19 protein-coding genes and 2 tRNA genes are annotated in these 19860 nt (G+C 44.5%); 9 read left to right on the top strand and 12 right to left on the bottom strand.

Going from position 1 to position 19860, the window contains the following annotated elements:
* Positions 1-95: 95 nt before the first annotated feature.
* Positions 96-1772 (top strand): type IV-A pilus assembly ATPase PilB, encoded by a 1677-nt coding sequence (gene pilB, locus L1271_RS19775; protein WP_010607343.1) that lies wholly within the window; start codon positions 96-98, stop codon positions 1770-1772.
* Positions 1773-2612: 840 nt separating this feature from the next.
* On the opposite strand, the gene rlmM is transcribed toward pilB, so the two are convergent.
* The 12 genes from rlmM to hemA form a co-directional block, all read right to left on the bottom strand.
* Positions 2613-3698, bottom strand: coding sequence for a 23S rRNA (cytidine(2498)-2'-O)-methyltransferase RlmM (gene rlmM / locus L1271_RS19770; RefSeq protein WP_088531405.1), 1086 nt, complete (start codon positions 3696-3698; stop codon positions 2613-2615).
* 13 nt (positions 3699-3711) lie between these two features.
* Complete coding sequence (locus tag L1271_RS19765; RefSeq protein WP_130126782.1) at positions 3712-4080, bottom strand: DUF423 domain-containing protein; 369 nt, start codon at positions 4078-4080, stop codon at positions 3712-3714.
* On the bottom strand, positions 4073-4711 hold the full coding sequence (locus L1271_RS19760; protein ID WP_235368607.1) for an alpha/beta family hydrolase: 639 nt from the start codon (positions 4709-4711) through the stop codon (positions 4073-4075). Before L1271_RS19760 ends, L1271_RS19765 begins: the two co-directional genes overlap by 8 nt.
* Positions 4708-5613 (bottom strand): transcriptional regulator GcvA, encoded by a 906-nt coding sequence (locus L1271_RS19755; RefSeq protein WP_088531408.1) that lies wholly within the window; start codon positions 5611-5613, stop codon positions 4708-4710. Before L1271_RS19755 ends, L1271_RS19760 begins: the two co-directional genes overlap by 4 nt.
* Before the next feature lie 85 nt (positions 5614-5698).
* Positions 5699-6553 (bottom strand): 3-deoxy-8-phosphooctulonate synthase, encoded by an 855-nt coding sequence (kdsA, locus tag L1271_RS19750; RefSeq protein ID WP_010370475.1) that lies wholly within the window; start codon positions 6551-6553, stop codon positions 5699-5701.
* A 10-nt stretch (positions 6554-6563) separates the two neighbouring features.
* Positions 6564-7814 carry a DUF819 family protein gene (locus L1271_RS19745; protein WP_102056259.1) on the bottom strand — a complete coding sequence of 417 codons (1251 nt, stop codon included), beginning with the start codon at positions 7812-7814 and terminating at the stop codon, positions 6564-6566.
* Between the two features lie 36 nt (positions 7815-7850).
* A complete protein-coding gene (locus L1271_RS19740; RefSeq protein WP_017217935.1) occupies positions 7851-8717 on the bottom strand; it encodes a tetratricopeptide repeat protein in 867 nt (288 codons plus the stop codon).
* A gap of 149 nt (positions 8718-8866) precedes the next feature.
* Positions 8867-9241 carry a SirB2 family protein gene (locus L1271_RS19735; protein WP_029215915.1) on the bottom strand — a complete coding sequence of 125 codons (375 nt, stop codon included), beginning with the start codon at positions 9239-9241 and terminating at the stop codon, positions 8867-8869.
* 8 nt (positions 9242-9249) lie between these two features.
* Positions 9250-10791 (bottom strand): response regulator, encoded by a 1542-nt coding sequence (locus L1271_RS19730; RefSeq protein ID WP_235368606.1) that lies wholly within the window; start codon positions 10789-10791, stop codon positions 9250-9252.
* Between the two features lie 47 nt (positions 10792-10838).
* Complete coding sequence (gene prmC / locus L1271_RS19725; RefSeq protein ID WP_235368605.1) at positions 10839-11681, bottom strand: peptide chain release factor N(5)-glutamine methyltransferase; 843 nt, start codon at positions 11679-11681, stop codon at positions 10839-10841.
* Positions 11681-12769 carry a peptide chain release factor 1 gene (prfA, locus tag L1271_RS19720; protein WP_010607352.1) on the bottom strand — a complete coding sequence of 363 codons (1089 nt, stop codon included), beginning with the start codon at positions 12767-12769 and terminating at the stop codon, positions 11681-11683. The genes prmC and prfA overlap by 1 nt, the downstream gene beginning before the upstream one ends.
* Before the next feature lie 7 nt (positions 12770-12776).
* Positions 12777-14033, bottom strand: a complete 1257-nt coding sequence (gene hemA / locus L1271_RS19715; RefSeq protein WP_010370453.1) for a glutamyl-tRNA reductase — start codon at positions 14031-14033, stop codon at positions 12777-12779.
* A gap of 83 nt (positions 14034-14116) precedes the next feature.
* Here hemA and lolB point away from each other — a divergent pair, with 83 nt between their 5' ends.
* From lolB to L1271_RS19675, 8 genes are all read left to right on the top strand, one after another.
* Positions 14117-14701: a lipoprotein insertase outer membrane protein LolB gene (gene lolB, locus L1271_RS19710; RefSeq protein WP_158299104.1), complete on the top strand. Its 585-nt coding sequence runs from the start codon at positions 14117-14119 to the stop codon at positions 14699-14701.
* Positions 14698-15546, top strand: a complete 849-nt coding sequence (gene ispE / locus L1271_RS19705; protein WP_235368604.1) for a 4-(cytidine 5'-diphospho)-2-C-methyl-D-erythritol kinase — start codon at positions 14698-14700, stop codon at positions 15544-15546. The genes lolB and ispE overlap by 4 nt, the downstream gene beginning before the upstream one ends.
* Before the next feature lie 92 nt (positions 15547-15638).
* Positions 15639-16586 (top strand): ribose-phosphate pyrophosphokinase, encoded by a 948-nt coding sequence (locus tag L1271_RS19700; protein WP_010370444.1) that lies wholly within the window; start codon positions 15639-15641, stop codon positions 16584-16586.
* A gap of 161 nt (positions 16587-16747) precedes the next feature.
* Entirely contained in the window at positions 16748-17356 is a 609-nt protein-coding gene (locus L1271_RS19695) for a 50S ribosomal protein L25/general stress protein Ctc (protein ID WP_095728678.1), read from the top strand.
* Positions 17357-17375: 19 nt separating this feature from the next.
* Positions 17376-17960, top strand: a complete 585-nt coding sequence (gene pth, locus L1271_RS19690; protein WP_128725973.1) for an aminoacyl-tRNA hydrolase — start codon at positions 17376-17378, stop codon at positions 17958-17960.
* A 96-nt stretch (positions 17961-18056) separates the two neighbouring features.
* Positions 18057-19148 (top strand): redox-regulated ATPase YchF, encoded by a 1092-nt coding sequence (gene ychF / locus L1271_RS19685; RefSeq protein WP_010370435.1) that lies wholly within the window; start codon positions 18057-18059, stop codon positions 19146-19148.
* 310 nt (positions 19149-19458) lie between these two features.
* Positions 19459-19535 (top strand) — tRNA-Met (locus L1271_RS19680).
* A gap of 201 nt (positions 19536-19736) precedes the next feature.
* Positions 19737-19821 (top strand) — tRNA-Leu (locus L1271_RS19675).
* The last annotated feature ends 39 nt before the right edge of the window (positions 19822-19860 follow it).

The following is a 19860-nucleotide window of genomic DNA, read 5'->3' as shown; positions in this document are numbered from 1 at the left end:
TAAAACTTAATCTACACTCACAGTGATAACTTGGCATTCTTCCAACTTAATGATAAATATTGAATATGCATTCAATGTGAAGGCAAAGAGGTACTATGGAACATCATTCCCCGCTACTGCGTAAATTTATTACCTTAGGGCGAGTTACTGCTGAGCAAATAAAGTCTCGCCAGTCAGAAGCAAACACCACCGCCGAGTTGATTTGCCTAAGTTCAGGAATGAGCTCCAAAGAGCTAGCTGAAGAATGCCTAGACTTATTCAAAGTGCCCTTTTTTAATCTTGATCACTTTAACGTTAGTGAAATTCCACCGGCGCTAGTCAAAGAAAAACTGATCCGTAAGCACCATATTTTACCGCTGGTACAAAAAGGTAGAAAACTCTATGTAGCGGCTTCCGATCCTACTGATTTTGGCGCATTTGAAAACTTTGAGTTTAGTACTGGATTACAGTGTGAAGTCTTAGTCGCCGACTACAAAAAGCTCGAAGCAAAGATTGATCAGCTGTTTGATGCAACGGGCGGTCTCTCGATCTCTGAAGAAGAATTTAAAGAATTTGCCGACTTAGAAGTTGATGACGAGCCTAAACAGCAAAACACCAACGAAGATAAAGACGATGCGCCAATCATCGTTTATATCAATAAAATCTTAATGGACGCGATAAAAAAAGGCGCGTCGGATCTGCACTTTGAGCCCTACGAAAAAAAATACCGCGTGCGTTTTCGTATCGATGGCCTGCTGCATGAGATGGCAAGTCCACCAAACACACTAGCGACTCGCCTCGCCGCCCGTATCAAAGTGATGGCACACTTAGACATAGCAGAAAAACGCAAACCGCAAGATGGCCGTATTAAATTAAAGATTTCCGAGCGCAAAAGTATCGACTTTCGTGTGAGTACGCTGCCTACCATGTGGGGCGAGAAAATCGTAATGCGTATTCTAGATTCGTCCAGCGCCATGCTCGGCATTGACGTGCTAGGTTATGAACCTGAGCAAAAGCAGCTTTACCTCGACGCACTAGAGCAGCCTCAAGGCATGATTTTGGTAACCGGCCCAACGGGTTCCGGTAAAACCGTGTCACTTTACACTGGCCTGAATATTCTTAATCAGCCAGAGCGCAATATCAGCACAGCGGAAGACCCTGTCGAAATAAACCTTGAGGGTATTAACCAAGTACAAATCAATACCAAAGCGGATATGACTTTCGCCAATGCCTTGAGAGCATTTTTGCGTCAGGATCCTGATGTGGTGATGGTTGGTGAGATCCGTGACCTTGAAACCGCCGAGATCTCAATAAAAGCCGCCCAAACCGGTCACTTAGTGTTGAGTACGCTGCACACCAACTCTGCGCCTGAAACACTCACTCGCCTATTAAACATGGGCGTGCCGGCGTACAACGTAGCAAGCTCGGTGAGTTTGATTATCGCCCAGCGTCTCGCAAGACGCCTTTGTCCTAAGTGTAAAACACCTGAAACGCTGCCGGAAGAAGCCTTGTTAGGGCAAGGCTTTACTGCCGAGCAAATTAAAGAGATTACCCTTTTTGCGCCTAAAGGCTGTGAAAACTGTACCGACGGTTACAAAGGCCGTGTGGGTATTTATGAGGTGGTAAAAATCACGCCAGAGCTTTCGCACCTGATCATGGAAGGGGGCAATTCTCTTGAGATTGCCGAAAAAGCAGAGCAGTTAGGTTTTGATAACTTACGTAAATCTGGCCTGAAAAAAGCCGCCGCAGGGGTGACATCGCTTACAGAAATCAACCGCGTAACGAGTTATTAAGACTGATTGATTAAGACAAAAAGATCGCGATGTGAAATCGCTCCTACAAATAAGCTAACCCCCGTGTGGGAGGCGCTTTACGCGGCGAGCTTTATGAAAAAGATCGCGATGTAAAATCGCTCCTACAAATAAGGTAACATCGATGTGGGAGCCGCTTTATGCGGCGAGGTTGGTGAAAAATATCGCGATGTAAAATCGCTCCTACCAATAAGCTAACACCCGTGTGAGAGCCGCTTTATGCGGCGAGTTTGATGAAAAAGCTCGCGATGTAAAATCGCTCCTACAAATAAGGTAACATAGGTGTGGGAGCCGCTTTATGCGGCGAGCTTGATGAAAAATATCGCGATGTGAAATCGCTCCTACAAATAAGATAATACCCGTGTGGGAGCCGCTTTACGCGGCGAGCTTGATGAAAAATATCGCGATGTGAAATCGCTCCTACAACTAAGCTAACACCCGTGTGGGAGCTGCTTTACGCGGCGAGCTTGATGAAAAATATCGCGATGTAAAATCGCTCCTACAAATAAGCTGACATCGGTGTGGGAGCCGCTTTACGTGGCGAGCCTGATGAAAAATATCGCGATGTGAAATCGCTCCTACAAATAAGGTAACATAGGTGTGGGAGCCGCTTTACGCGGCGAGATTGATGAAAAATATCGCGATGTAAAATCGCTCTTACAACTAAGCTAACACCCGTGTGGGAGCCGCTTTACGCGGCGAGGTTGGTGAAAAATATCGCGATGTGAAATCGCTCCTACAAATAAGATAACATCGATGTGGGAGCCGCTTTATGCGGCGAGGTTGGTGAAAAAGATCGCGATGTAAAATCGCTCCTACAAATCAGCTATACAAATTTTGCGGCACTTTAAGCACATTAATATGTACCGTGACTTCCTCACGGTCATGATATAGGTGCTTTGCTTGGATCTCATAATCCACATTGTACTTTTGCAGCTCTTCATGGATAAGCGTAAGACATTCATACACGCTATCGAAGCGTTTTTTCATCGGTAGCTTTAAGTTAAAGATCAGCTCTCGAGCAAATGCATTCACCACCCAGTCCACCATCAGATCAGCAACACGCGTTGGCTTTTCGACCATATCACACACCAGCCAATCAATATTGCGTTTTTCTGGGCGATATTTGAATCCATCTTCACGATAGTGCTTCACTTGTCCCGTTTCCATCAGGTCATCATTCATCGGGCCATTATCGATTGAGGCTACGAACATGCCACGGCGTACGAGTTGGTATGTCCACCCCCCAGGACAAGCACCTAAATCAACGGCTCGCATCCCCGCACGCACACGTGTTTCTTGCTGATCTTTAGGCACAAAGACATGGAATGCCTCGTCTAATTTTAGCGTCGAGCGGCTTGGTGCGTCCGACGGCATTCTCAGACGCGGGATCCCCATAAAAAATGGCGAATTGTTATCACTAAACGAATAACCAACATAAGCGGTGTTATTGGCAAGAAACAATACGTGTAATACAGGCTTGGTAGGTTTTACCTCACGAGTCAGCTTGTTTTGTTTCTCGAGCGCCTTAGACAATGGGGTTGAAAACTTTTTACAGAATTTAGAAAGTTCTTTTCCTTCATTAGTATCTGGCGTTTCAACGCGCAGCTCACCACACAAAGGAAAACCTTCCACAGCCGCTTTTATCACGCTCACTCTGTCTTCAATCGGCATGTGGGTATGTAAAGTGCCAACAAACCACTGCCTTGCAAACACCAGTTTCTTAAAGTCGATTTTCTTCGCTAAGGTCTCAGCATCATTTGGCGAAAAGCACTCAAATGTTACAAAAGCAGTATTCGGCTTAGCTTTTACGTAGCCAGCAATTCCATGCTTTGCAGCATAATGATTAATTTCGGCTGCGGCGTCACTTTCAAAACCACCGCGACAATAGATAACGATACTCGACATTAGATTCTCTAGATTAAAAGGAAGATTTAGCAGCTTGAACTATCAATAAAATCCAAGCAATTAAAAAACAGGTACCACCGATTGGGGTGATTGGCCCTAGCCATTTCATACCTGTTAAGGCGAGTAAGTACAAACTACCACTAAATAGCAGTACACCAGCAATAAAGAAACCGCCAGCAACTTGCACCTTGAGGCCCCATTTGATTAAAAACGCGGTGGCAATAATGGCAAGGCCGTGAGTCATTTGGTACTGTGACGCCGTATTAAAAATACCAATGGCGTAGTCGTTCAAACGTCCTTTGAGACCGTGAGCGGCAAACGCGCCCAATGCCACAGACAATAAACAAAACACGCTGCCAATAATCAAGTAGAGCTTAGCCATGACAGCGCTCCTCAATAAAATTCGCCGCAATCACGGCAGCATTCGCGCGGCTCTCTGACTCGCTTACACCGCTCACCTTACGTGGCTTGAGTGAATGGTCGCCATCTTTGAGCCATTTCACCATGACTTGCTCTGGAAAGCACATGGCATCAACCTCTGTACGATTGCCAAAGGTATCACGTTCGCCTTGTAAAATGAGCAGCGGGCATTTCAACTCAGGAAAATGGTCCACTCTGAGCTTTTCCGGCTTACCAGGCGGGTGGAATGGATAGCCAAACGCAAGTACCCCTTCCACTTTTACGGTGGTTTCACAGGCCAGCATAGATGCCATACGCCCGCCCATTGACTTACCACCAATGCAGAGCGGTAAACTTGGCTCTACTGCGGCCAATACTTGCTGAAAATACGCGAGTAGCTTAGGGGCACGCTCTGGTGGGCGCTTTTTCCCTTCTTGTTTGGCTTGCTGCATATATTCAAAGTCAAAGAGTCCAACTTGAACGCCCTTAGAAGCAAGCAATTTAGCCATTTCTTGCATAAAATCGCTATCGCTTCCTGCGCCTGCACCATGGGCAAAAATAAACTGTGCAACTGGGTTTTCAGCATAGTGCCATTCAATATTTACTGCGCTCATAAACTATTTAACTCTTGTTCGTGTTCTACCATACCGAGCATCCATTCTTTGAATGAAACTATTTTACCCAGCTCTGACTGCGACTCTCTAAATACCAAATAATAGGCATTTTTACTTTCGAGGTGGTGACTAAACGGAATAACCAGTCGCCCTGCATCTATATCCGGCCTTGCCAGTACGCTATTGCCCAGCGCCACGCCTTGGCCGTGAATTGCTGCCTGTAACACCATAGAAGAGTGACTGAAGATAGGGCCAGTATTTACCGCCACATTTCTGACCCCTGCGGTTTTCATCCATGCCTTCCAAGCGCGACGCGTGGTGTCATGGAGTAAAGTATGCTGGGCCAAGTCACTTGGCTGATTAAGCGGTTTTGGGCCGGTTAATAAAAATGGACTACATAACGGCACTAAATACTCAGTATGTAGCTTATGGGTTTGCACCCCATTCCAATTACCACGACCGTAGTAAATCGCGACATCAACGTCATCCGTTAACGAGTTGTCGTCGTGATCTTGGGCTTTGATCCGTACGTCGATTTCAGGGTGCAACTCATTAAAGTTGCTCAGCCTTGGTACCAACCATTGAATTGCAAAGCTCGGCGTCAAACTCACCGTTAGTGACCCTTTTGCGCCTCGTGCTAGGAGCTTTTCAGTCGCATCGATTAATTGTGAAAAAATATCTTTAATATCGAGGTAATAGCCCTGCCCTTCCTCAGTTAACAGTAAGGAGCGATTTTTTCGCAAAAACAGTTTTAAACCTAGATGTTCTTCTAAGATTTTAATTTGATGACTAACCGCAGCTTGAGTGACGTACAACTCCTCCGCTGCTTTAGTAAAGCTCAGGTGTCGTGCCGCCGCCTCAAAGGCTTTTAATGCATTTAATGGTGGAACTCGTCGTGACATTCATTCATGCCTATAAAAAACCCGCTAACCGCGGGCAAGTAAAATCCCCAAACAACATCTAATTATGAGGTCGCTTGGGTATAGATTATAAATCAGCTGCGCTGGTGTCCAGTGGCGCAAAACTCTTAACTAGCTCATCTACCGCTTTCATCTGTTGTAGGTAGCCTTCAAGTTTAGCCAATGGCAATGCACAAGGACCATCACACTTAGCTTCATTTGGATTCGGATGCGCTTCAATAAAAAGTCCAGCTAACCCAAGTGCCATACCGCTACGAGCAAGCTCAGCAGCCTGAGCACGGCGGCCATCGGCAGAGTCGCTACGACCACCTGGACGCTGTAGCGCATGTGTCGCATCAAAAATAACAGGAGCCATACGCTTCATGTCATCCATGCCCAGCATATCCACGATCAGGTTGTTATAACCAAAGCTGCTGCCGCGTTCACAGAGGATAACTTTGTCATTGCCCGCTTCATTGATTTTCTTAATGATATGACGCATTTCATGTGGCGCTAAAAACTGTGGTTTTTTCACGTTGATCACCGCGCCAGTTTCTGCCATAGCGACAACCAAGTCAGTTTGACGGGCAAGAAACGCAGGTAACTGGATCACATCAGCAACTTCCGCAACGGGTTTTGCTTGGAATGGCTCATGCACATCGGTGATAACCGGTACATTAAAGGTCTTTTTGATTTCTTCAAAAATCTTTAAGCCTTCTTCCATGCCTGGGCCACGGTAAGAGTTAATTGACGAGCGATTGGCTTTATCAAATGACGCTTTAAATACGTATGGGATCCCAAGTTTACTTGTGACTTCAACGTAATGCTCTGCGATTTGCATTGCCAGGTCACGAGACTCAAGCACATTCATTCCACCGAACAGCACGAACGGTTTATCGTTTGCAACTTCTCGTCCCGCAACGTTAATAATATCTGTATTCATTTTTTATCCTTTAGCTGCCTATTACACGAAGCAATTGTCCGCATAACCAAGCCATATAAGTACCAAGGGCATAACCAAGCACCGCCAGTAACACACCGACCGGAGCAAGGGCTGGGTGGAACGCCGAGGCCACCACCGGCGCAGATGCCGCACCACCAATGTTTGCCTTACTGCCAACGGCAACATAAAACACAGGTGCTTTAATTAATTTAGCAACGATAAATAACAAACCAACATGCACGGCCATCCAAATAACACCAATAACGACGTATTTAGGCGCCTCAACAATTTTGGTGATATCCATGTGTAGACCAATGGTTGCTACTAAAATATATAAAAAGCTTGAGCCAATTTTTGACGCGCCAACCGCTTCATATTGACGTGCTTTGGTAAACGAGAGTGCCAGACCTATGGTCGTAACGAGAACAATGATCCAAAATAGTTTGCTATGAAGAGAAAACTTCTTCAGCTCTGGGTAATTACTACTAAAAAATGGCACCAGTAAGTCTGCAGCAAAATGCGCAAACCCCGTTGCACCAAAAGCAAAACCAACTAGGATCATCAAATCTTTAAGTTCGGGCTTTCTTGCGTGCTCAGCTTCAAATGCTTGTACTTTGTCAATTAGGCGGTTGATTGAAGAAGTATCCGCCCCTGTTCGCGCATCAATTTCTTTATTGCGCGCCGCCATATAGAGCAAGCACGCCATCCACAAGTTTGCGACAACAATATCAACCGTTACCATGATGGTGAAGATTTCTCCGCCCGCGCCGTAAATCTCTTTCATCGCCACCATATTGGCACCGCCACCAATCCAGCTTCCTGCCAGCGCGGCCATACCACGCCATACGGCTTCTGGGCCAGTTACACCAAGTAGCTCAGGCATAAAGGTAGCAGTAAGTAAAAGCGCAATTGGGCCACCAATCACCACACCCACCGTTCCCGTTAGGAACATGATAATTGCCTTTTTACCCAAAGCCGCTATCGATTTTAGGTCAATACTTAGTGTCAATAGCACCAAACAAGCGGGTAACAGATAATACTTTGCTACCGTGTAAACATCGTTATTGTTGCCATCAACGATACCAAAGGTATTTAACAGAGATGGTAAGAAATAACACATCAACAGCGCTGGCACGTACTTGTAAAACTTTGCCCAAACTCCGCTTTTTTGACTCGATGTGTAAAAAACAAATCCCAGAATAACGGCCAATAGGCCCATAATTACCGCGTTATTGGTAACGAGCGCAGCGCTTTGCTCCATAAATCCTCGCTGTTATTATTTTTTATATAACTATTTTTAATGCAAAATATTATTATGATCGGCCAACTCTTTGATCTGATGCTGGATCACTTCAATAGTTGGGTCGTCCGGACATTCATCAACAAAAAATTGTAAGTCATCTTTTGCCATCTTCGGACAGTTTAATTGGTTGAGTAGATAGCCTCTATCACGACGTTCATAAGGATCATCGCCTAAGATATCCATCAATTGCTCGACGCAACTTAACGCGTGACCAAACTTTTCTGCGGCAATAAACGCCCATTTTTGCTGAGACAAATAAAGCTTTAACGACTCTTCGTTAAAAATAAGCTCCATCGGCTCTTGGTCTTTTTCTTGCTCTTTGTCTTGATTGTTTTCGTTTTCTGGAATTATGTACCAGCTCTGGTGGCCCGAGCTTGGCTCAATGACATAACCTTCTTCTTCGCTAAAAGCGACGTGTACGACAATCTCCCCTTGGCTTAGGGCAAGACTGGCCTCTAATTTCGCTCGTTCAAGCAGATGCACTAAGACAAGACCCAGTGCAGTATTGGTGCCACTGCGCATGGAAAGTGCGTAACAAACGCTATTGAGCTTATATTCAGGCACCTTTTGACTGCTGCCACTGAATAGCCACAAGGTATAAAAAGCGTCTAAGATTTCATCCAAACATTTATGATTGTTTGTATGCTTATGGCGAATTTCATCCACGGCAAATTCGAGCTCTGCTAACTGACACAAAGTTTCATTGGTATCAGCTTGTGCATCCCAACTTTGCTCAGCCTTGATACAACGGATCAATGGCGGATAGGAAAATGCATCTGAATTGTCATCGAGAGATAAGTCATTCTCATCTAACCAGATATCATTCTTCATAGAATTCGGTTTCTCTTGAATTGCTTTCATTTAGAACGACTAGTTTACCACTTTTTGTCATATTCCCAAGGGGGGAAATTTAGTAATACCAATCTATCGTTCGCTGAAATAGTAAAAATGTTTACTTATTATGGAGATATAGAAGCGCTCGGTGTTAAGCCAAGCGCCAATTGAAGTGCTTAAGCAAAGAAGCCTTGCTTGCTTACGGCGAGATGCGCGATGGCCATTAGTACCAATGTTGCAGCGCCTAGCGCCAAATATTTGGTCTTTTTAACACTTGCTTTTGCAATTACAAAGCCCAATGCGATATAACCAAACACCAATACGATTTTTTGTAGTAGCCAAGGTTGTTGTGCAGGATTGAGCCCCGCCGTTACCGCCAAAATGACCGCTGTAACTAACAACAAAGTGTCTACGCTGTGGCTGGTAATAAACACGCCTTTGTTTGTTGCTAATTTACCTGAACCCAAACGCGAAAACGCGCGAGTGTAAAAAAGCACTATGCTCAATACCACAAATAGTAAGTGCGTATGTTTTAACGCCATGTAATCCATATTATTCTCTAATCAGGGAAACGTTGTAGGATCAATTCTAACTCATTAATACAACGGTTGAATACATCCACGAGTTTGGGGTCAAAGTGTTTTCCCTTTTGCGCAGTAATCTCTTTTTGTGCATCTTCTTGGCTCCATGCCTCTTTGTAGCAACGTTTATGGCGTAACGCATCATACACATCAGCTAGTGCTACGATGCGACCATAAAGGTGTATTTCATCGCCTTTTTTTCCTTTCGGATAACCGCTGCCATCCCATTTTTCATGGTGGTCACGAGCGATTAGTGCGCCCGCACTGACAATCTCACGGCGAGAGTCTTTTAACAAGTCAAAGCCTTTGTCTGTATGGGTTTGCATGACTTTCCACTCTTCGTCATCCAGCTTGCTAGGCTTATTTAAAATCGCGTCAGGAATACCAACTTTACCCACGTCGTGCAGTGGTGACGCCATTTTCACCAGCTCAGCTTCTTTATCAGAAAGACCCATTTCTTTGGCAAGCGTATGACAAAGATATGCAACGCGCTTAACATGATTGCCGGTATTGGTGGAATGAAGCTCAAGCGCTTCACTTAAACGGATCACCAGTTCTTGCTGGGTATCTTCAATCTCGGCTTGTAGCTGTACATTTTCGTACGCCAATTGCATATTCTGGGCAAAAATATCAATTAAATGACGCTGAGTTTCGGTTAAGAATTCAGGAATACCAGACACAAATAGCATTGAGGCGTGGTTATAGTCACTGGAGCAATAGGCAAATAGGTAATTGTCTTTATATACAATATCTTTATCTTGTAGTGCTTTTAAGCAGGCATCCATTTGATCGCTGCTAAGCACTTCAGAAATCGGCTTACCTTCACTACTTTCAAATTCTCCACGCCCTGCAAATACAACCAGTTGATCGTTCGTTTGGCCAGCTTCTTTACCCGCTGCAAGTGAAGTTGCATACATAGCTTGGTCGACAGTGCCTATCAGCGAAGTAAGTTGCTGTAGCACGCCCTCAATAAAACTCTCAATTGAGTGAGTAGCAAAAATATCTCGGGAGGCTTTAATGATTTTCTCAAGCCCTTGTCTTGATTGATCGATGGCGAGAATGTCGCGATATGAACGTAAACTCGACATGACCACAGTAAAGAGCTTTTGCGCGGTGAGTTCTGTTTTTGATTTATAGTCGTTGATATCGTAGTTCACGATAACTTGGCGTTCAGGCGCTTGACCTGGCTGACCAGTTCTTAAAATGATACGGATATGGTTGTTTTTGGCGGTTTCACGAATGTATTTTGCGACCTGCAAACCAGCATCGTCAGTTTCCATGACAACATCCAGCAACACCACCGCAGCATCGGGGTTGGCATCGACGATTTTCTTTGCTTCTTCACCCGAATAAGCGCTAATAAATTCCAGACGCTTTTTTTGAAACTCAAAGTCACTCAGTGCTAACTTTGTCACTGCATGCACTTCGGGCTCATCATCGACAATAATAACCTTCCAAGTGCCTACTTTTTCAGGTTCAATTACGTCAGCGGGTTCGTCTGAAAACAAAAAATCATCCATATTGCGGATCCTATTGAAGCGCCTAACTTTCGTGTGAGTTCATGACTTTACGGCAACATTGCCAACGTCACTCTATCACACCCTGCCATATCTTTTATTGTAAGTATATTAATATACGCCATTTCTGCAAAAAACTGTTGGATCTTATCTGCTTGCTCAAAGCCATGTTCAAGTAGCAAATATCCCCCCGAGTTCAGATGTAGCTTAGCCGTCCTGATGATATGAAAAATATCCGCATAGCCATGGTCATCCGCGACCAGCGCGCTGAGCGGTTCAAATCTCACATCTCCTTGTGATAAGTGGTGATCGGCTTCATCAATATAAGGTGGATTACTCACAATCAAATCAAACTGTTGCTCCGCAACCGCGCTAAACCAATCACTTTGCAAAATCGACACGTTTCTAAAGCCCAACTGAGATTGATTAGACTTTGCAAGCGCCACGGCGTCTGCTGAAGCATCTACAGCGGTGATTTGCCAAGCTGGATATTCACTCGCCAATGCCAGTGCAATCGCGCCAGTACCTGTGCCTAAGTCTAGCACCTGAGCGTCATTTGGCATGCTGAGAGTTAAAACATGCTCAACCAGAGTTTCAGTATCAGGCCTTGGAATAAGCGTGCTGTTGTTAACTTTTAAAGGCAGGCTCCAGAATTCTCTTTGACCTGTGATGTGTGCCACGGGCTCTCCCGCAACACGGCGTGCGATACATTCTTCGAATCGCTGCAGCTCTAGTGTAGAAAGCTCTGCTTCGGGCCAAGTAAAGAGATAAGTGCGGTTTTTATCGATCACATGGAGTAATAACACTTCGCTATCGAGCTTTGCTGACTCGGAGTGTGGTAACAACTCAGAGGTTGCCCAAGCAACGGCTTGGGCAATGTTAAGTGTTGGCATTAATCGCTTTCGCTCATTGCTGCTAATAGATCAGCCTGATATTCAATAACCAGCGGATCGATAACAGCACCCAACTCACCGGAGATCACTTCATTAAGGCGATATAGCGTCAAGTTGATACGGTGATCGGTAATACGGCCCTGCGGGAAGTTGTAAGTACGAATACGCTCAGAGCGGTCACCGCTACCTACTAGATTACGACGTTCAGAAGCTTCTGCCGCTGCACGTTTTTCATCTTCTGCTTGCTGTAAGCGCGCACTTAGTACAGACAGTGCTTTCGCTCTGTTTTTATGTTGTGAACGTTCGTCCTGACATTCAACCACAACGCCTGTCGGCAAGTGAGTGATACGAATAGCAGAATCGGTTTTGTTTACGTGCTGACCACCTGCGCCCGAAGCACGGAAAGTATCCACTTTTAGGTCAGATGGATTAATTTCAATTGCTTCTGCCTCTGGGATCTCTGCCATCACGGCAACCGTACATGCAGAGGTGTGAACACGGCCTTGAGATTCGGTTTCAGGCACCCGTTGTACACGGTGAGCGCCAGATTCAAACTTAAGTTTGCCATAAACACCGTCGCCACTAATGTTAGCGATAACTTCTTTATAGCCACCGTGCTCGCCTTCGTTAGCGCTCACGATTTCAACGCGCCACTTTTGCGTTTCTGCATAGCGGCTATACATACGGAATAAATCGCCAGCGAAAATCGCGGCTTCATCACCACCTGTTCCCGCACGCACTTCCAAGAATACGTTGTTATTGTCTTTTGGATCTTTGGGTAACATCAATACTTGAAGGTCATCTTCAAGCGCAGCAATGGCGGCTTTTGCTTCTTTATACTCTTCCTGTGCCATTTCACGCATGTCTGGATCTGAGTCTTTTAGCATTTCTTCAGCAGTTGCGACGTCTTCCTGAGCCTGCTGGTAGGCTGTAAACGCTTTAACTACGTCTTCCAATTCTGAAAACTCTTTTGACAAGGCGCGAAAGCGGTTCTGATCGCTAATCACCTCAGGCGAGCTTAGCATCGCTTGAACTTCTTCATAGCGCTCTACTAAGGTTTCTAACTTACGATATACAGACTCTTTCATTTACACGTTATTCCTGCTCAATACCTAATGTTTGCTTGAGTTGCGCTAACTTATCTATATCGCCTTCTTTCGCAGCCTCTTGAATGGCGCGTGTTGGTGCGTGTGTTAGTCGATTACTCAGCTTATTTGCTAATTCAATAATAATTTTATCTGCTTCTTTGCCCGATTGTAGCTGATTTAGTGCTTTGTCCACGAGCTCATTTTTAATTTCTTGCGCGCTTTGGCGATACTGTCTAATCACATCCACTGAATGCAGCGAACGTTGCCACTCGGAAAACTCTTGCGTGCGTACATCGATGATCTGCTGCGCTTCAATAGCCGCCTGTTCACGACTGGCCAAGTTTTCATTGACTATCGCCTGTAGGTCATCAACTGAATAAAGATAAGCAGCATCCAACTCTGACACTTGGCTTTCGATATCGCGAGGCACCGCGATATCAATAAATAACATTGGTTTATGGCGACGTTTTTTAAGCGCTTGCTCGACCACTCCTTTACCGATAATTGGTAAGGTGCTCGCAGTTGAACTAATAACAATGTCTGCACTTGGTAGCGCATCTGGTAACTGTGCCAGTGAAATAACACTGCCGCCAACTTCTTTTGCTAGGTTTTGTGCGCGCTCAATTGTGCGGTTCGCGACTGTGATTGACTTTGGATTATGCTGCGATAAGTGTTTAGCAACTAACTCTATTGTTTCACCGGCACCAATTAACAAGACCTGAGTTTTATCCAATTGACCATAAATATGCTTTGCTAAATTAACAGCGGCATACGCCACTGAGACAGCACTTGCACCAATATCGGTTTCGGTGCGCACTTGCTTCGCCACCGAAAAAGTTTTTTGGAATAAACGCTCAAATGTTGGCTGAATTGCATGGTGTTGTTTGGCCGTACTAAAAGCTTGTTTAATTTGGCCAAGAATTTGTGGCTCACCTAACACCAATGAATCAAGACCGCAGGCAACTCGCATTAAATGGTTCACTGCATCCTGATTCATATGCACATAGACATTTTCTGTTAAGTCTCGTTGCTCTATGTTATGAAAATCTGACAACCAACCGAGTAGTGCTTGGGGATCAGCAGACTCAAGGCTACAATAGATCTCGGTTCGATTGCAGGTCGACACAATCACAGATTCTTTAAACTGCGAAGAATGTTGGAGTTGGTGCAATGCTTCTGTAAGCTGTTCTGGAGAAAACGCCACTTTTTCACGTAATTCTACAGACGCGGTTTTGTGATTGATACCAAGTGCGATGATGGTCATAGATGCCAGTATTGCTCGAGCCCTGCTTTAAAGCCGGCAATTTTACCAAAAATCAATCGAATATGGAAAGTAAGGAAAGGCCTTTGAGACAACTTCATTTGATTTTACTCATATTTTTATTAATTTTAACGGGTTGTGCGCAACAATTACCTCAGCAAAACGTAGCACAAGACTGGCAATCTAGGCTAAAACAACAAAAAAATTGGCAAGCGAGAGGTAAACTTGCATTTATTGCCCCAGACAATCGTCAATCAGCTAACTTTAATTGGTATTTAAAAGAAGAGAAACAAAATCTGATTTTAACCAGTTTTGTGGGCACCCGCATATTCGAGCTAGAAGAATTAGACACACATTCGGAGCTGACCTTTGAAGACAATGTCCATAAAGGCATGGACAGTAGCGATTTAGTTAAGCGTTTAAGTGGTCTCTCTCTTCCGGTCAATCAAGCCCCTCAATGGCTAACGGGCTTAGTTGAAGCGCCTGCCAGTGAACTTGATGATCTTGGCAGAATAAGCAATGCACAGTGGCAAAGCCCATCTGGCCGAGTGTGGCAAATCACCTATCAACAATATAAAATGCAAGACGGAATGTGGCTGCCTAGCCGCATGAAACTCTCGTCGACCAATATTGAGGTCAAAGTATTAATCACTTCATGGCAGTTTAAATGAAGACATTGACGCTAAGCGCACCGGCAAAATTAAATCTTTTTTTGCATATCAATGGCCGTCGAGAAGACGGCTACCATGAACTAGAAACTTTATTTACTTTCTTAGATTTTGGTGATGAATTAGCATTTACGCTAACCAGTAACCAGCAGGAAATCGTCATTTGTGGTGACACCGCAGGTATTCCACTTGAAGATAACCTCATTTATAAAGCCGCCAAAATTCTTGAGCCCTATAAAAAAATTGCGGCTGGTGTCGATATTCAGTTAAATAAACGGCTTCCCATGGGTGGAGGTGTTGGTGGTGGCTCGTCCGATGCCGCGACAACTTTATTGGCACTCAATACGCTGTGGCAATGTCAGCTTACTATCCCAGAACTTGCAAAACTCGGTCTCCAGCTAGGCGCCGATGTGCCTGTTTTTGTTGAAGGTAAAACAGCTGTAGCCCACGGCGTTGGCGAGCAACTTGAGCCAATTGACATCGAAAAAAAATGGTATTTGGTGGTTGCCCCCCCCGTTCATGTCAGCACCGCGTTAGTCTTTACCCACCCAGACTTACCGCGCAATACGCCTAAGCTAAAAAACGGTTGGAAACTCTCGGATACGGGCAACGACTGTCAAACTCTTGTCAAAAAGCTTTACCCCGAGGTTGAAAAGACCCTCGCGTGGTTGCTAAAATATGCACCAACCAAAATGACTGGTACTGGAGCTTGTTGTTTCGCGGAGTTTGAAAATCGTGAGGCAGCGCTGCGTGTGCTCGAAACTCTACCTTCATCTTGGCAGGGCTTTATTGCCCAAAATACAAGTGAGTCAATTTGTCATCGACAATTGCGCGCTTGGCAAAACTAGAAGTAAATTGTTTAAGTTAGCTTGTTTTGACTTTTTTATTTCATGGTCATTGCATGTTAGTCCAAAAAATTCAGTGCCTGAGGAACCCTACCGTGCCCGACATGAAGCTCTTCGCTGGTAACGCAACACCTGAGCTAGCTCAAAAAGTTGCAAAACGTTTGTTTATTGAGTTAGGTGATGCCGTTGTTGGCCGTTTTAGCGACGGTGAAATTAGCGTTCAAATCAACGAAAACGTTCGTGGTTCAGATGTATTCATCATCCAATCAACATGTGCTCCTACAAATGATAATTTAATGGAGTTAATCGTCATGGTTGATGCGCTACGTCGTGCATCTGCTGGTCGTATCACAGCCGTTATTCCTTATTTCGGTTACGCACGTCAAGACCGCCGCGTGCGCTCTGCTCGTGTTCCAATTACTGCTAAAGTTGTTGCAGACTTCCTTTCAAGCGTAGGTGTTGACCGTGTTCTTACCGTTGACCTACACGCAGAACAAATCCAAGGCTTCTTCGACGTACCTGTTGACAATGTATTCGGTAGCCCAGTGCTAATCGAAGACATGAAAGAGCGTAAGTTCGAAGATGTAGTAGTAGTTTCACCTGATATCGGTGGTGTGGTTCGTGCTCGTGCGATTGCAAAACTGTTAGATGATAAAGACCTAGCGATCATTGATAAGCGTCGTCCACAGGCTAACGTTTCTCAAGTTATGCACATCATTGGTGATGTTGCTGGTCGTGACTGTATCATTGTCGATGACATGATAGATACAGGCGGTACTTTATGTAAAGCAGCAGCAGCACTTAAAGAGCATGGTGCAAAACGCGTATTCGCTTACGCAACCCACCCAGTACTTTCGGGCAATGCTGCGGAAAATCTACGCAACTCAGTTATCGATGAAGTTATCGTGACTGATTCAATTCCACTTTCTGATGAATTGAAAGCGCTTGATAACATCAAAGTACTAACACTTGCAGATATGATGGCCGAAACTATCCGCCGTATCAGCAACGAAGAGTCAATCTCTGCGATGTTTCAACACTAATCGGCACCAAAACTGATTAGCCAAAAAGCACCTCTGGTGCTTTTTTTGTTTTATAGGTTTCATTGCAAGTGCGTTAGTGGTATATTGGCGCGCCTTTTTTAGGCAGGGAGCTTGGTCGCGAGCTCTCTGACACATTAACTTAAATTATTTTGGAGACATCCATGTCTGTATACAAATTAGACGCTGAAGTACGTTCTGACCTAGGTACTGGTGCGAGCCGCCGCCTACGTCGCGCTGACAAAGTTCCTGCAATCCTATACGGTGCTGGTAAAGATGCAGTTTCACTAACTTTTGATCACAACAAAGTATTGAAAGCGCAAGAAGACGAAGGTTTCTACACTCACATCCTAACGCTAAACATTGGCGGTGAGTCTGTTGAAGCAATTCTTAAAGATATGCAACGTCACCCGTACAAGCCTAAGATCACTCACTTAGACTTCCAACGCGTTGATGCTTCTCAAAAGCTTCACACTAAAGTTCCTGTTCACTTCATCAACGAAGAGAAAGCAACTAAAGGTGGCAACACTATCGTTCACCAACTAACTGAAATTGAAATCACTTGTCTTCCAGCAAGACTTCCTGAGTTCATCGAAGTTGACGTAGCGACTCTAGCTGTTGGCGAAACTCTACACCTATCTGATATCAAGCTTCCAGCTGGCGTTGTTTCAGTTGAACTTGCTAAAGGTGCAGATCACGACCAAGCAGTTGTTTCAGTAAACGCTCCTAAAGCAGCTCCTGCTGAAGAGTCTGCTGAAGACGCAGCTGAGTAATTGTTCAGGTGTTAACACCTTGAATAATATTCAAATGCTTGTGGGCCTGGCTAATCCAGGCCCCGAATACGCAAACACCCGTCATAACGCTGGCGCTTGGTTTATCGAAGAACTAGCCAGAAGATACAACTGCCTCCTAAAACCAGACACTAAGCATCACGGCCTCACAGGCAAAGTGCTCATCAATAACCAAGAGTTTAAGTTGCTGATCCCTACGACTTATATGAACTTAAGTGGTAAAGCGGTTGCGAGTCTCGCTAATTTTTATAAGATCCCCGTCGAGAGTATTCTTGTTGCTCACGATGAAATGGATTTAGAACCCGGTATCGCCAAACTCAAAAAAGGTGGTGGTCACGGTGGTCACAATGGCTTAAAAGACATAATCGCTAAAATGGCAAATAACAAAGAATTTATGCGATTGCGCGTTGGTATTGGTCACCCAGGACACAGAGACAAAGTCACGGGCTGGGTTTTAGGCAAAGCACCACAAGCTGATCAAGAGAAAATTGATGCCGCTGTGGATGAAGCAGTCCGATGTATGGAAATACTCGCAAAAGACGGTGTGTTAAAAGCGCAAAATCGACTACATTCATTTAAACCGTAACAGTTCACTGCTGCGATTGATTGAGTAATACCTAAGCTTCTCGTTCGCCATGATGCGTGCTTGAGATAATACGGTAGAAATTTAGGAATAAACACTATGGGTTTTAAATGTGGCATTGTTGGTTTACCTAACGTAGGTAAATCTACTTTATTTAATGCGTTGACTAAAGCGGGCATTGAGGCCGCAAACTTTCCTTTCTGTACTATCGAACCGAACACCGGTGTAGTACCTGTACCAGATGCTCGTCTTGACCAGCTAGCTGAAATTGTAAACCCTCAGCGTACTATCCCAACTTCAATGGAGTTTGTGGATATTGCCGGTTTGGTAAAAGGCGCATCAAAAGGCGAAGGTTTAGGTAACCAATTTTTAGCAAACATCCGTGAAACGGATGCTATCGGTCACGTAGTTCGCTGTTTTGAAAATGAAAATATCGTGCACGTTGCTGGTCAAATCGATCCTGCTGAAGACATTGATGTAATCAACACTGAGCTGGTACTTGCAGACATGGATACTGCAGATCGCGCGGTTTTACGTAACGCGAAGAAAGCGAAAGGCGGCGATAAAGACGCGAAATTTGAACTTGTTGTACTTGAAAAAGTAAAAGCGCACTTGGACGAAGGCTTAACGCTTCGCTCACTTGAGCTAAATAAAGAAGAAGCGGCAGCAATAAGCTACCTAAACTTTTTAACGATCAAGCCAACTATGTACATCGCCAATGTTAACGAAGATGGCTTTGAAAACAACCCATTCCTAGACAAAGTACGTGAAATTGCAGCAGCAGAAGACGCGGTTGTGATCCCTGTATGTGCAGCAATTGAGGCTGAACTTTCTGAACTTGAAGAAGAAGATAAGAAAGAGTTTATGGATGACTTAGGCTTAGAAGAGCCAGGCCTAAACCGCGTGATCCGTGGTGGTTATGAGTTGTTGAAACTGCAAACTTACTTTACAGCTGGCGTAAAAGAAGTGCGTGCATGGACTATCCCTGTTGGCGCGACAGCACCTCAAGCTGCTGGTAAAATCCACACAGACTTTGAACGTGGTTTTATTCGTGCACAGACTATCGGCTTTGATGATTATATCGAGTTCCGTGGTGAATCTGGTGCGAAAGACGCAGGTAAAATGCGTCAAGAAGGTAAAGAATACATCGTGAAAGATGGCGATGTGATGAACTTCTTATTTAACGTGTAACCATAGTTACTACACGCTATTTCAATAAAAGGAGCTTCGGCTCCTTTTTAGTTTTATCAACTCTGCTTTTTAATCAAATAAGTACCTTGCTCTTCAGAGTAAGTTATAGACTTCAAAGGAATAAAAATTCACAGGTTTTGTTAAAAATTTGCAATTGCCCCGCATGATTTGATATAAAAACAAGCCGTTTCGCTTAATTTATCTGCAAACAAACTGTGTTAGCAGATTTTTTGCAAAAAAGGTGTTGACGGCTTGGGGGCATATACGCATAATACGCCCCGCATCAGCGATGATGAGAAGTTAAAGAGATGGCTATGTAGCTCAGCTGGTTAGAGCACATCACTCATAATGATGGGGTCCCCTGTTCAAATCAGGGCATAGCCACCATGCTTTAACTACTACCAAAACTCATCGATTTGTTGTCGCAAAAAAATATGCGTAAGTAATGGAATTGGCAGTTGTCTTAATATAGACGCTGGATTTAGGTTCCAATAACTAATGCTAAAAGATGTGCGGAAGTGGCGGAATTAGCAGTTGTCTTAATATAGACGCTGGATTTAGGTTCCAATAACTAACGCTAAAAGATGTGCGGAAGTGGCGGAATTGGTAGACGCGCTGGATTTAGGTTCCAGTATCTTCGGATGTGAGAGTTCAAGTCTCTCTTTCCGCACCATGTTCTTTTAAATCAGAACTCAAAAAGATTTTATTTCGT

This window comes from Pseudoalteromonas sp. OF5H-5 (assembly GCF_021530695.1).
Lineage (GTDB): Bacteria > Pseudomonadota > Gammaproteobacteria > Enterobacterales > Alteromonadaceae > Pseudoalteromonas.
The sequence above is the reverse complement of the archived record's forward strand: the minus strand, read 5'-3'. Positions and strand labels throughout refer to the sequence as shown.

Coding starts and splice junctions, on each gene's coding strand:
- pilB (WP_010607343.1), top strand. CDS start 96: ATGGAACATCATTCCCCGCTACTGCGTAAATTTATTACCTTAGGGCGA.
- rlmM (WP_088531405.1), bottom strand. CDS start 3,698: ATGTCGAGTATCGTTATCTATTGTCGCGGTGGTTTTGAAAGTGACGCC.
- L1271_RS19765 (WP_130126782.1), bottom strand. CDS start 4,080: ATGGCTAAGCTCTACTTGATTATTGGCAGCGTGTTTTGTTTATTGTCT.
- L1271_RS19760 (WP_235368607.1), bottom strand. CDS start 4,711: ATGAGCGCAGTAAATATTGAATGGCACTATGCTGAAAACCCAGTTGCA.
- L1271_RS19755 (WP_088531408.1), bottom strand. CDS start 5,613: ATGTCACGACGAGTTCCACCATTAAATGCATTAAAAGCCTTTGAGGCG.
- kdsA (WP_010370475.1), bottom strand. CDS start 6,553: ATGAATACAGATATTATTAACGTTGCGGGACGAGAAGTTGCAAACGAT.
- L1271_RS19745 (WP_102056259.1), bottom strand. CDS start 7,814: ATGGAGCAAAGCGCTGCGCTCGTTACCAATAACGCGGTAATTATGGGC.
- L1271_RS19740 (WP_017217935.1), bottom strand. CDS start 8,717: ATGAAAGCAATTCAAGAGAAACCGAATTCTATGAAGAATGATATCTGG.
- L1271_RS19735 (WP_029215915.1), bottom strand. CDS start 9,241: ATGGATTACATGGCGTTAAAACATACGCACTTACTATTTGTGGTATTG.
- L1271_RS19730 (WP_235368606.1), bottom strand. CDS start 10,791: ATGGATGATTTTTTGTTTTCAGACGAACCCGCTGACGTAATTGAACCT.
- prmC (WP_235368605.1), bottom strand. CDS start 11,681: ATGCCAACACTTAACATTGCCCAAGCCGTTGCTTGGGCAACCTCTGAG.
- prfA (WP_010607352.1), bottom strand. CDS start 12,769: ATGAAAGAGTCTGTATATCGTAAGTTAGAAACCTTAGTAGAGCGCTAT.
- hemA (WP_010370453.1), bottom strand. CDS start 14,033: ATGACCATCATCGCACTTGGTATCAATCACAAAACCGCGTCTGTAGAA.
- ispE (WP_235368604.1), top strand. CDS start 14,698: ATGAAGACATTGACGCTAAGCGCACCGGCAAAATTAAATCTTTTTTTG.
- L1271_RS19695 (WP_095728678.1), top strand. CDS start 16,748: ATGTCTGTATACAAATTAGACGCTGAAGTACGTTCTGACCTAGGTACT.
- ychF (WP_010370435.1), top strand. CDS start 18,057: ATGGGTTTTAAATGTGGCATTGTTGGTTTACCTAACGTAGGTAAATCT.